We start from the raw sequence: 12,042 nt of genomic DNA, 5'->3' as shown, positions 1-12,042 counted from the left end.
GAAAGCAAAGCGCCGGAAAAGCAATAAGCAGACAACAGATGAAGATTGCAGCCGTAACGTCTATAATCGGCGCCCCACACAGAGGTAGATCATGACTGTAACGACTTTTTCCGAACTCGAACTTGACGACAGCCTGCTGGACGCGCTCCAGAGTAAAGGCTTTACACGCCCGACCGCCATCCAGGCCGCCGCCATTCCGCCTGCGCTTGAAGGGCGTGATGTCCTCGGTTCCGCCCCTACCGGCACCGGTAAAACGGCGGCATATCTGCTGCCTGCGTTGCAGCACCTTCTGGACTTCCCGCGTAAAAAATCCGGCCCGCCGCGTATCCTGATCCTGACGCCGACCCGCGAACTGGCGATGCAGGTTGCCGATCACGCGCGTGAACTTGCCGCAAACACGCATCTGGATATCGCCACCATTACCGGCGGTGTAGCGTATATGAACCACGCGGAAGTGTTCAGCGAAAACCAGGATATCGTGGTCGCGACCACTGGCCGCCTGCTGCAATATATTAAAGAAGAGAACTTCGACTGCCGCGCGGTAGAGACCCTGATCCTTGACGAAGCAGACCGCATGCTGGACATGGGCTTCGCGCAAGATATCGAGCATATTGCCGGTGAAACCCGCTGGCGCAAGCAGACCATGCTGTTCTCCGCGACGCTGGAAGGCGAGGCCATTAAAAATTTTGCTGAGCGCCTGCTGGAAGATCCTGTCGAAGTTTCCGCCACGCCATCAACGCGTGAGCGCAAAAAAATTCACCAGTGGTACTACCGTGCCGATGACGTCGCCCATAAAACCGCGCTGCTGGTGCATCTGCTCAAGCAACCTGAAGTCAGCCGCTCTATCGTGTTTGTGCGCAAACGCGAACGTGTGCATGAGCTGGCGAACTGGCTGCGTGAAGCGGGCATTAACAACTGCTATCTCGAAGGTGAGATGGTGCAGGCGAAGCGTAACGAAGCGATCAAACGCCTGACAGAAGGTCGTGTGAATGTGCTGGTCGCCACCGATGTCGCCGCTCGCGGCATTGATATCGATGATGTCAGCCACGTCTTTAACTTCGATCTGCCGCGCAGCGGCGATACCTACCTGCACCGCATCGGTCGTACGGGTCGCGCAGGCCGTAAAGGCACCGCGATTTCTCTGGTTGAAGCGCACGATCATCTGCTGCTGGGTAAAATTGGCCGCTATGTTGAAGAACCGCTGAAGCCGCGCGTGATAGACGAATTGCGAGCAAAAACGCGCGCGCCCAGTGAAAAGCTGACAGGCAAACCGTCGAAGAAAGTGCTGGCGAAGCGCGCAGAGAAGAAAAAAGAGAAAGAAAAAGAGAAGCCGCGCGTGAAGCAACGCCATCGTGACACCAAAAACATTGGTAAACGACGTAAGCCGAGCGCTGCAAGTACCGCGCCGCAAAATACAGAAGAGTAAAAAAACGCCGGGATATCCCGGCGTTTTTATGTGTGCCTGAAATTACAGGCTTTCAGTAAAGGTACGAGCAATAACGTCGCGCTGCTGTTCTGGAGTCAGAGAGTTAAAACGCACAGCATAACCGGATACACGAATCGTCAGCTGTGGGTATTTTTCCGGGTGTTCAACGGCATCAAGCAGTGTTTCACGACGCAACACGTTAACGTTCAGGTGCTGACCACCTTCAACGCGCACTTCCGGTTTCACTTCCATCGGAATTTCACGGTATTCGATATCACCGAGTTTGCTAACCGCAACCACTTCATCTTCTGCATAACCCGCTTTGGCACACACGCAACGTGCTTCACCTTTGTCGTTATCGAGCAACCAGAACGAATTGAGCAGGTTGTCATTGGCAGCTTTAGTAATCTGGATACCAGTAATCATGAATAGCCTCCCTTAGGCACATTATTTGATTCGCCGGAGTCTTTCCGGCCAATTGGTAAAACCATTGTTGTCTGATTGTTTATATACCAGTCCGACACGAGGCATTCTTTGATTTAAATCAACAAAAACCATACGGTAAAAATGGGTATTGGGGAATATACTTGTTTTATATCAAGTTACGCCAATCACGACGACTTAAAATTTTTGTAAATTTTAAAAATATTTTTAGGGTTTTCTATCACGGGCGACAGTGAATTTTGTTCGGGGGAAATATGCAGTTAAGCTACGGGGAACGAACATCGCAGGAGAGCGGGATGACCACTTCATTAACATGGCATGATGTGCTGGCAGAAGAAAAACAGCAGCCGTATTTTATTAACACCCTTAGCACAGTGGCGGCTGAGCGCCAGTCCGGGGTAACCATCTATCCACCGCAGAAAGATGTATTTAACGCCTTTCGCTTCACTGAGCTTGGCGATGTCAAAGTTGTTATCCTCGGCCAGGATCCCTACCACGGCCCGGGACAAGCCCACGGTTTGGCATTTTCTGTTCTTCCGGGCATTGCGCCTCCCCCTTCTCTGCTAAATATGTATAAAGAGCTGGAAGCCAGCATCCCGGGTTTTGTGCGCCCGCAACATGGTTATCTCGAAAGCTGGGCGCGTCAGGGCGTGCTGCTACTTAATACCGTACTCACCGTACGCGCCGGTCAGGCGCATTCGCACGCAAGCCTCGGCTGGGAAACCTTCACCGATAAAGTGATTAGCCTGATTAATGAGCATCGCGAAGGCGTGGTATTTCTGCTTTGGGGTTCGCACGCGCAGAAGAAAGGGGCGATTATCGACACAAAACGCCATCATGTTCTGAAAGCACCGCATCCGTCGCCGCTCTCCGCGCACCGTGGATTTTTCGGCTGTAACCATTTCGTCCTGGCGAATCAATGGCTGGAAAAACAGGGCGAAGCGCCAATCGACTGGATGCCAACACTCCCGGCAGAAAGTGAGTAAAAATCCGCCCTTATAAGAGACGGCATTGATTACGCTCTGGAAGGACGTACTAAAGCCTCTCCCTGGCTCGTGAGATTGAAATCGAAAGGCAATAAAACAGAGCCAAAGCATGTTGATAACCACGCCCGCAGGATGTGGTTATCAGTGAGTAGAATAAAAAAATGCCAGCATTACGATGGCATTTTTTAATGCACCAGGCGTTGCGCTATCAGGCTTTATTTTGACGCCACCACTCTGCCAGCAACACGCCGGTTGCGACAGACACGTTGAGGCTTTCAACGTTGCCGGTGCCTTCAATTGAGACGCTTAAATCTGCACGAGACAGCGTCACATCAGACAAACCATCACGCTCCTGACCCAGCACCAGCACCATTTTTTTCGGCAACTCAGCTTTAAACAGCGGCGTCCCGTTATGGCTGGAAGTCGTCACCAGCGCGTAACCCGCCTGACGGAACTCTTCGAGCGCATCGACAAAGCTATCGCCGGTAATCGGCTGAACGTGTTCCGCGCCGCCTTCCGCAGTACGCACAGCCGCGCCAGATTCAACCACTGCCGCATCCTGCAATACCACGCCTTTCACACCGAAATGCGCGCAGCTACGCATAATTGCGCCGAGGTTGTGCGGGTTGCCCACATCTTCCAGCGCCAGCACGCAATCTTCTTCTGCGGCATTCGCCACCCATTTCTGGACACTCAGACCATTACGCTTTTTGATCAGGAAGCACACGCCGCCGTGATGTTCTGTACCGGAGGCTTTCGCCAGTTCGTCTTCATCAACCACGTGATACGCTTTACGGTTCGCGGCCATCCAGCGCAGGGCTTCTTTAAAACGCGGGGTCACGCTCTGCACAAACCAGGCGCGAACAATCGACTCAGGACGGCTGCTGAACAGTGCCTGGCAGGCATTTTCGCCATAGACGCGCGTCTCTTCCGCGCGCTGACGGCGCAGCACTTCCGGATCGATAAAACTTTTACCGCTAATACCACCGTGATCCGGTTTTTCCGGCGTTTCGTCGCCCGGCGCGCGGGAAACGGTACGCCACGGCGAATCACTCTGGCTACTGAAATTGTCTCGCTGCGGGCGGTTTCTGTCATCACGAGCAGGGCGGCCCCGGTCATCGCGGGCAGAACAACTTCTGTCGTCACGACCAGCACGACCTTTATCATCGCGGGAGGTGCGACGGTCATCGCCACCGCGCGAAGACGTTCCGCTACGCGCTGGCCCTTTCCCGGTGCGCGGGTTATAGCCACGTTTATCGGAATCATCATCACTGCGGACATACATCACTTTGACCTTGCCGCTTTTATTCTTTAATTCATCGTTCATGCTTTTCTCCACCAGCGCTGCGCGAAGCGCGCAGATTACCTGATGTGCTGGCGCTTAGCCATTAATTCGTTCAAAAGTTATCGGCTATTGTACTCATTGAATAAAACGCGTTGTCGTTTAAAACCTTCTTATCAATAATATGTAACATTGAAGAAACATACCGGCGAAACGCCGCTTTGTACCATCGCTTCCCTGAGGTTAGTTATGAATACCGTATGTGCAAGCTGTCAGGCGCTGAACCGCATTCCTGAAGAAAGAATGAACGACGGCGCGAAATGTGGGCGCTGTGGACATGAGCTGTTCGATGGAGATGTGATCAATGCGACTGGCGAAACCCTGGATAAGCTGCTGAAAGATGACCTGCCTGTGGTTGTCGATTTCTGGGCGCCGTGGTGCGGCCCGTGCCGCAACTTCGCACCGATTTTCGAAGATGTCGCGGAAGAGCGCAGCGGTAAAGTGCGCTTTGTAAAAGTTAACACCGAAGCCGAGCGCGAGCTGAGTGCGCGTTTCCGCATTCGCAGTATTCCGACCATTATGCTGTTCAAAAATGGCGAAGTGGTGGACATGCTAAGTGGCGCGATGCCGAAAGCGCCGTTCGATAGCTGGCTTAACGAATCACTGTAATCCTTTCGGGGCGCATCTTGTGCCCCGTTTTCAGCTCTGCGACAATGGCGTTTTTCTTGCGCGACCTTCATGACCCATAACGCTGTTCTCCAACTCCGTGCTGAGCGCCTTGCCCGCTCGACGCGCCCGTTTCTGGCGCGTGGCAACCGTATTCGCCGCTGCCAGCGCTGCTTGCTGCCGCTGAAAAACTGTCTGTGTGATACCTTAAAACCGGCTTGCGCTAACAGCCGTTTTTGCCTGGTCATGTTCGACACCGAGCCAATGAAACCCAGTAACACCGGGCGTCTGATTGCCGATATCCTGCCCGATACGCAGGCTTTTCAATGGTCGCGTACCGAGCCGCCGCAAGCGCTAATCGATTTATGCACCAGCGAAGCGTACCAACCGATGGTCGTCTTCCCGGCCTCTTACGCAGGCAGCGAGCGTCAGGTGTTGAGCGCTCCCGCCGCCGGCAAACCACCCCTGTTTATTATGCTGGATGGCACCTGGACCGAAGCGCGTAAAATGTTTCGCAAAAGCCCCTACCTGGATGCATTACCGGTTATCTCCGTCGATCTGTCACGCGTGTCTGCCTATCGTTTAAGGGAAGCACATGCAGACGATCAATACTGCACGGCGGAAGTGGCCATTGCCCTGTTGGATCTGGCTGGCGATAACACCGCCGCGCAAGCGCTCAGCGATCACTTCACCCTGTTCCGCGAGCGTTACCTGGCGGGGAAACCGCATCATTCGCCCGCCATCACAGCAAACGCCGCAGAAAACGTTTAATATCATCGGGTCACTCTTTTGCGGAGGCCGGTATGAGCCAACGAGGGCTGGAAGCGTTATTACGTCCCCGATCGATTGCGGTGGTGGGTGCATCTATGAAGCCGGATCGCGCGGGTTTTTTAATGATGCGCAATTTGCTGGCAGGCGGTTTCGCCGGTCCTGTCTTACCGGTGACGCCCGCCTATAAAGCGGTACAGGGCGTGCTGGCATGGCCGGACGTCGCCAGCCTGCCTTTCACGCCCGATCTTGCGGTGTTGTGTACCCACGCTAAACGTAATTTGACGCTGCTTGAGGCGCTCGGCCAAAAGGGGTGTAAAACCTGCATTATCCTTTCCGCTCCGCCCGAGCAGCATGCCGATTTGCTGGCCTGCGCTGGCCGCTATCAGATGCGGTTGCTTGGCCCGAACAGCCTGGGCCTGCTCGCCCCCTGGCAAGGCCTTAACGCCAGTTTTTCGCCGGTGCCGATTACACGCGGCAAACTGGCGTTTATTTCCCAGTCTGCCGCCGTCTCCAATACCATCCTCGACTGGGCGCAGCAGCGGGAAATGGGGTTTTCTTATTTCATCGCACTCGGCGATAGCCTCGATATTGATGTTGATGAACTGCTCGATTTCCTGGCGCGAGACAGTAAAACCAGCGCTATCCTGCTCTATCTGGAACAGCTAAGTGACGCCCGTCGCTTTGTTTCCGCCGCACGTAGCGCATCACGTAATAAACCGATTCTGGTCATAAAAAGCGGTCGCAGCCCGGAAGCGCAGCGTCTGCTGCATTCCCATGCGGGGCTCGATCCGGCCTGGGATGCGGCAATTCAGCGTGCCGGTTTATTGCGGGTACAGGATACCCATGAGCTTTTTTCCGCCGTCGAAACGCTCAGCCATATGCGTCCGTTGCGCGGCGAACGGTTGATGATCATCAGTAATGGCGCAGCCCCCGCCGCACTGGCACTGGATGAACTGTGGTCACGCAACGGTAAGCTGGCCACGCTGAGTGAAGAGACGATCACGCAGCTTCGCGCCGTGCTGCCGGAGTATGTGGAACCCGCTAACCCGCTGGACTTGCGCGATGACGCCAGCAGTGAGCGTTACATCGCCGCGTTGAATATTCTGCTCGACAGCCAGGATTACGATGCGCTGATGGTGATCCACGCGCCCAGCGCCGCAGCGCCCGGCAGCGAAAGCGCGGTGGCGTTAATTGACGCGCTGAAAAAACACCCACGCGGGAAATACGTCACCGTATTGACCAACTGGTGCGGTGAGTTTTCCTCGCAGGAAGCGCGGCGTCTGTTCAGCGAAGCCGGGTTGCCAACTTACCGAACGCCTGAAGGCACCATCACGGCCTTTATGCATATGGTGGAATATCGGCGAAACCAGAAACAGCTACGTGAAACGCCGGCGATCTCAGTGAGTCTGACAGCAGATACCGCCGCAGCACACAACCTTCTGCAGCAGGCACTGGCCGATGGCGCATCAACGCTGGATACCCATGAAGTGCAGCCAATTTTGCGCGCCTGGGGGCTGCAAACGCTGCCGACCTGGATTGCCAGCGACAGTGCGGAAGCCGTGCATATTGCCGAACAGATTGGCTACCCGGTCGCGCTGAAATTGCGCTCTCCGGATATCCCGCATAAGTCGGAAGTCCAGGGGGTAATGCTTTATCTGCGTACCGCGAAAGAGGTGCAGCAGGCTGCTGATGCGATTATCGATCGCGTCAAAATGAACTGGCCGCAGGCGCGCATCCACGGTTTGCAAGTGCAGAGCATGGCGAACCGTGCTGGCGCACAGGAACTGCGTGTTGTGGTAGAACACGATCCGGTTTTCGGCCCGTTGATCATGTTAGGTGAAGGCGGCGTTGAGTGGCGGGCAGAGGATCAAGCCGCAGTGGCGCTTCCGCCACTGAACATGAATCTGGCGCGCTACCTGGTCATTCAGGCGATCAAAAGTAAAAAGATCCGCGGGCGCAGCGCATTACGCACGCTGGATATCGCTGGCCTGAGCCAGTTTTTAGTTCAGGTCTCGAATTTGATTGTCGATTGCCCGGAAATCGAACGCCTCGATATTCACCCTTTGCTGGCTTCCGGCAGCGAATTCACGGCGCTGGATGTCACAATGTCTATTGCGCCCAGCGCCGGGAACGGTGAGACGCGTCTTGCGATTCGCCCCTATCCGCAGCATCTGGAAGAACATGTTGAGATGAGAAATGGCGAACAGTGCTTGTTCCGCCCGATTCTTCCCGAGGACGAACCTCAGTTGCAGGCATTTATTGCCAGGGTGACAAAAGAAGATCTCTATTATCGCTACTTTAGCGAGATCAACGAATTTACCCACGATGATTTAGCGAATATGACGCAGATCGACTACGATCGGGAAATGGCCTTCGTGGCCGTACGCAGCACCGATCAGGGCGAAGAGATTTTGGGCGTAACCCGCGCTATTTCCGATCCGGATAATATTGACGCTGAATTTGCCGTGCTGGTGCGATCCGATTTGAAAGGGCTCGGGCTCGGACGACGTTTACTTGAAAAGCTCATCAGTTATACCCGGGATCACGGACTTAAGCGCTTGAATGGTATTACTATGCCCAACAATCGCGGCATGGTGACACTGGCGCGTAAACTGGGGTTCGATGTCGATATCCAACTGGAAGATGGCATAGTCGGTTTGTCGCTCCATCTGACACCGACAGAGTAATCCCGAGTAAGGTACTGGAAATGTTGACCACTTTAGCAGGCTCGGTGTTATTATTGCCCGCTTATGTCGTCTGCATGCAACAGAAGACCCTTCAATAAACAGAGAAGAAACGCACTGTGATGTTGTCAAAATTTAAGCGTAATAAACATCAACAACACCTTGCCCAATTACCCAAGATTTCTCAGTCAGCTGATGATATAGAGTTCTTCTATGCTCCTGCTGATTTCAGGGAGACGCTGCTTGCGAAGATAGCCACCGCAACGCGCCGGATCTATATCATTGCCCTGTATCTTGAGCAGGATGATGGCGGGAAAGGAATTCTGAACGCGCTGTATGAAGCAAAACGCCAGCGCCCGGAGCTGGATGTTCGCGTCCTCGTTGACTGGCATCGCGCTCAGCGCGGCCGTATTGGCGCAGCAGCCTCAAATACCAATGCGGACTGGTACTGCCGTCTGGCGCAGGAAAACCCTGGCGTTGTCGTTCCCGTTTACGGCGTGCCGGTTAATACCCGCGAAGCGCTTGGCGTGCTCCACTTCAAAGGCTTTATTATTGATGACTGCGTGCTGTATAGCGGCGCGAGCCTTAATGATGTTTACCTGCATCAGCACGATAAATACCGCTATGACCGTTATCAGTTGATCCGCAATCCGCACATGGCGGACGTCATGCAAGGCTGGGTTGAGCAGAATCTGATCCAGGGCCGAGGTGTGAACCGCCTTGACGATCCGCAGCGTCCTAAAAGCCCGGAAATCAAAAATGATATCCGCCTGTTCCGCCAGGAATTGCGCGATGCGTCGTACCATTTCCAGGGCGATGCGGATAACGAACAACTGGCAGTGACTCCGCTGGTTGGTCTGGGTAAATCCAGCCTGCTGAATAAGACGATTTTCCATCTGATGCCGTGTGCAGAGCACAAGCTGACGATTTGTACGCCCTATTTCAACCTGCCTGCGGTACTGGTTCGCAATATTATTCAATTGCTGCGCGAGGGGAAAAAAGTCGAAATTATCGTTGGCGATAAGACAGCGAATGACTTTTTTATTCCTGAAGATGAGCCGTTTAAAATTATTGGCGCGTTACCTTATCTGTATGAGATCAACCTGCGTCGTTTCTTAAGCCGCCTGCAATATTATGTGAATACCGATCAACTCGTCGTTCGCCTGTGGAAAGATGACGATAACAGCTACCACCTGAAAGGGATGTGGGTTGATGATGAGTGGATCCTGCTCACCGGGAACAACCTGAACCCGCGCGCCTGGCGTCTGGATCTGGAAAACGCGGTGCTTATCCACGATCCAAAACATGAGCTGGCCGCACAGCGTGATAAAGAGCTGGAGCTTATTCGCACGCACACCACCGTGGTAAATCATTACCGCGATTTGCAGAGCATTGCGGATTACCCGGTGAAAGTGCGTAAGCTGATACGCCGCCTGCGCCGTATCCGCATTGATAAACTGATTAGCCGCATTCTTTAACCTTAAGCCCCGTCTCTGCGATGGGGCTTTTTTTCAGGTCTTCCAATGAAATACACCTTGCTGGCAACAACACTGCTGCTGACAGGCTGTAGCCATATGGCGAACGATAGCTGGAGCGGGCAGGATAAAGCACAACATTTTCTTGGTTCGGCCATGCTTTCCGCAGCCGGGAATGAATACGCACAACATCAGGGCATCAGCCGTGACCGAAGTGCGGTATACGGCCTGATGTTTTCTGTCAGCCTTGGCGCATCGAAAGAGTTATGGGATAGCCGCCCGGCAGGGAGCGGCTGGAGCTGGAAAGATTTCGCATGGGATGTTGCCGGTGCCACAACCGGTTTTGCCGTGTGGCAACTGGCAAGATAGACACTAAAGCCGGATGCCTTTCCCTTTACGATGCAGCATCAGGGAAACCAGAAATGCCAATGCGCCCATCACCGTAACGTACCAGAAAAAGCTGCTCTCAAAACCGGCTGATTTCAGCGACAGCGCAACATACTCTGCCGAACCACCAAACAGCGCATTCGCCACGGCATAAGATAACCCGACACCTAGCGCACGAACCTGCGCCGGGAACATCTCGGCTTTCAGGATCCCACTGATTGAGGTGTAGAAACTGACAATCACTAATGCCAGCATGACCAGCGCGAACGCGGCATAAGGCGAAGTGACGCTGTGCAGTGCGCTGAGAATCGGGACAGTACAAAGCGTGGCAAGACCGCCGAACAGCAACATTGAATTACGACGGCCTATCTTATCTGACAGCGCACCAATAACGGGTTGAATCAGCATAAAGACAAATAACGCAACTGTCATAATGACGCTGGCAACGTTGGCATGCATTCCGGCGGTATTAACCAGATATTTTTGCATATAGGTGGTAAAGGTGTAGAACGCCAGTGAGCCGCCAGCCGTAAAGCCAAGCACCATAATGAAAGCCTTGCGGTTACGCCACAGCCCTTTTAGTGATCCCGCCTCTTTCAGGGCCCGCACCTCTTGCCGCGAGGTTTCGTCAAGTTGTCGGCGTAGCCACAGCGCAACGATAGCCAGAGCAGCACCGAGCGCGAACGGAATACGCCAACCCCAGGCACGTAAATCTTCGTCGCTCAGAATCTGCTGCAATACAACCACCACCAACAGAGCCAGCAATTGCCCGCCGATCAACGTGACATACTGAAATGATGCGTAAAAGCCTTTACGCCCTTCCACTGCAACTTCGCTCATATAAGTCGCGCTTGTGCCATATTCACCGCCCACTGATAGCCCCTGGAACAGGCGCGCCAGCAGTAATAATGCTGGCGCCCAGGTGCCAATGGACTCATAACCGGGTAAGCAGGCGATGACCAGCGATCCCAGGCACATCATACACACCGAGATAAGCATTGATGCCTTACGTCCGCGCCTGTCAGCGATACGGCCAAATAACCAGCCGCCGATCGGTCGCATCAGGAAGCCTGCGGCAAAAACCCCCGCCGTTTGTAATAGCTGAGTCGTTGTGTTGCCGGCGGGGAAAAAGATGTGCGCGAAATAGAGGGAGCAAAAGGAGTAGACATAGAAGTCAAACCACTCCACCAGGTTACCTGATGAAGCGCCAATGATCGCCCATACCCTGCGTCGGGTATCGCTGCTGGTGAGCGAGTCTCGTGTCGTCACACTGCTTTCTGCCATTCTACTGATACTCCTGCTAGAGATTTGGGAGATATGAACCTCGTGAATATCCATATCCACTCAGCGCAAAATCAAAATGTTACACATTTGTTATATCACAGGAGTGATTTACATCACATTTCAACTTAGCAAGGTAAGTAATTCAGAATAGGGGCATATGTGAACTTGTACAAAAAAAAGCCCCGAGCTTTCGCATGAGGCTTTGTTCCGGGCAGGCAGTCATTCCTGTTGTGCGCTGGCTCAGGCAGGCGGGGTAGTTTTCCGGTACTTACTGTCTGTTCCACATGAGGCTTTCTGTCGGGCAGATGAAAGGTTAAAACCGCCATCACAGACATGTTTTGCCGCATCCGAAGGGGGAGCGCCTGTGCTGTTTCACAGCGTAAAAACGCAAAAAGGCCATCCGTCAGGATGGCCTCTTCACTTGTTTGATGCCTGGCAGTTCCCTACTCTCGCATGGGGAGACCCCACACTACCATCGGCGCTACGGCGTTTCACTTCTGAGTTCGGCATGGGGTCAGGTGGGACCACCGCGCTACTGCCGCCAGGCAAATTCTGTTGTCAGACCGTTCTCACGCCCTGACGTAATCTGTATCAAGCTGATTTGATGTCTTTCTCTCACGCCAAAACATCTTCGGCG

The 12,042-nt window shown here is 53.8% G+C and carries 10 protein-coding genes and 1 rRNA gene; 7 read left to right on the top strand and 4 right to left on the bottom strand.

What is annotated here, in order from left to right:
* Positions 1-91 precede the first annotated feature (91 nt).
* On the top strand, positions 92-1,426 hold the full coding sequence (gene srmB, locus M8Q36_RS12450; RefSeq protein WP_097407585.1) for an ATP-dependent RNA helicase SrmB: 1,335 nt from the start codon (positions 92-94) through the stop codon (positions 1,424-1,426).
* Between the two features lie 42 nt (positions 1,427-1,468).
* Here the strand turns inward: srmB and grcA are convergent, their stop codons facing one another.
* A complete protein-coding gene (gene grcA / locus M8Q36_RS12445) occupies positions 1,469-1,852 on the bottom strand; it encodes an autonomous glycyl radical cofactor GrcA (RefSeq protein WP_020454756.1) in 384 nt (127 codons plus the stop codon).
* A gap of 314 nt (positions 1,853-2,166) precedes the next feature.
* On the opposite strand from grcA, the gene ung reads away from it, so the two are divergent.
* Positions 2,167-2,856 (top strand): uracil-DNA glycosylase, encoded by a 690-nt coding sequence (gene ung / locus M8Q36_RS12440; protein WP_249881097.1) that lies wholly within the window; start codon positions 2,167-2,169, stop codon positions 2,854-2,856.
* A gap of 208 nt (positions 2,857-3,064) precedes the next feature.
* Here the strand turns inward: ung and M8Q36_RS12435 are convergent, their stop codons facing one another.
* Complete coding sequence (locus M8Q36_RS12435; protein WP_249881096.1) at positions 3,065-4,183, bottom strand: tRNA/rRNA methyltransferase; 1,119 nt, start codon at positions 4,181-4,183, stop codon at positions 3,065-3,067.
* Between the two features lie 204 nt (positions 4,184-4,387).
* On the opposite strand from M8Q36_RS12435, the gene trxC reads away from it, so the two are divergent.
* From trxC to M8Q36_RS12410, 5 genes are all read left to right on the top strand, one after another.
* On the top strand, positions 4,388-4,807 hold the full coding sequence (trxC, locus tag M8Q36_RS12430) for a thioredoxin TrxC (RefSeq protein WP_020454759.1): 420 nt from the start codon (positions 4,388-4,390) through the stop codon (positions 4,805-4,807).
* 69 nt (positions 4,808-4,876) lie between these two features.
* Positions 4,877-5,575 (top strand): tRNA-uridine aminocarboxypropyltransferase, encoded by a 699-nt coding sequence (locus tag M8Q36_RS12425; protein WP_249881095.1) that lies wholly within the window; start codon positions 4,877-4,879, stop codon positions 5,573-5,575.
* Positions 5,576-5,607: 32 nt separating this feature from the next.
* A complete protein-coding gene (locus M8Q36_RS12420) occupies positions 5,608-8,262 on the top strand; it encodes a bifunctional acetate--CoA ligase family protein/GNAT family N-acetyltransferase (RefSeq protein ID WP_249881094.1) in 2,655 nt (884 codons plus the stop codon).
* Between the two features lie 119 nt (positions 8,263-8,381).
* The gene (gene pssA, locus M8Q36_RS12415) at positions 8,382-9,737 is read left to right on the top strand and encodes a CDP-diacylglycerol--serine O-phosphatidyltransferase (protein WP_249882769.1); all 1,356 of its coding nucleotides are present in this window, start codon (positions 8,382-8,384) and stop codon (positions 9,735-9,737) included.
* Positions 9,738-9,782: 45 nt separating this feature from the next.
* Positions 9,783-10,103: a YfiM family lipoprotein gene (locus tag M8Q36_RS12410; RefSeq protein ID WP_097407588.1), complete on the top strand. Its 321-nt coding sequence runs from the start codon at positions 9,783-9,785 to the stop codon at positions 10,101-10,103.
* A gap of 3 nt (positions 10,104-10,106) precedes the next feature.
* Here M8Q36_RS12410 and M8Q36_RS12405 read toward each other — a convergent pair whose 3' ends face one another.
* Both M8Q36_RS12405 and rrf read right to left on the bottom strand, forming a co-directional pair.
* The gene (locus tag M8Q36_RS12405; protein WP_249881093.1) at positions 10,107-11,405 is read right to left on the bottom strand and encodes an MFS transporter; all 1,299 of its coding nucleotides are present in this window, start codon (positions 11,403-11,405) and stop codon (positions 10,107-10,109) included.
* Positions 11,406-11,835: 430 nt separating this feature from the next.
* Positions 11,836-11,951: ribosomal RNA gene (gene rrf, locus M8Q36_RS12400) — 5S ribosomal RNA — on the bottom strand.
* Between the last annotated feature and the right edge of the window lie 91 nt (positions 11,952-12,042).

Source organism: Kosakonia sp. R1.Fl, from assembly GCF_023516815.1.
Taxonomy (GTDB): domain Bacteria; phylum Pseudomonadota; class Gammaproteobacteria; order Enterobacterales; family Enterobacteriaceae; genus Kosakonia.
This window is presented reverse-complemented; position numbering and strand designations above follow the sequence as displayed.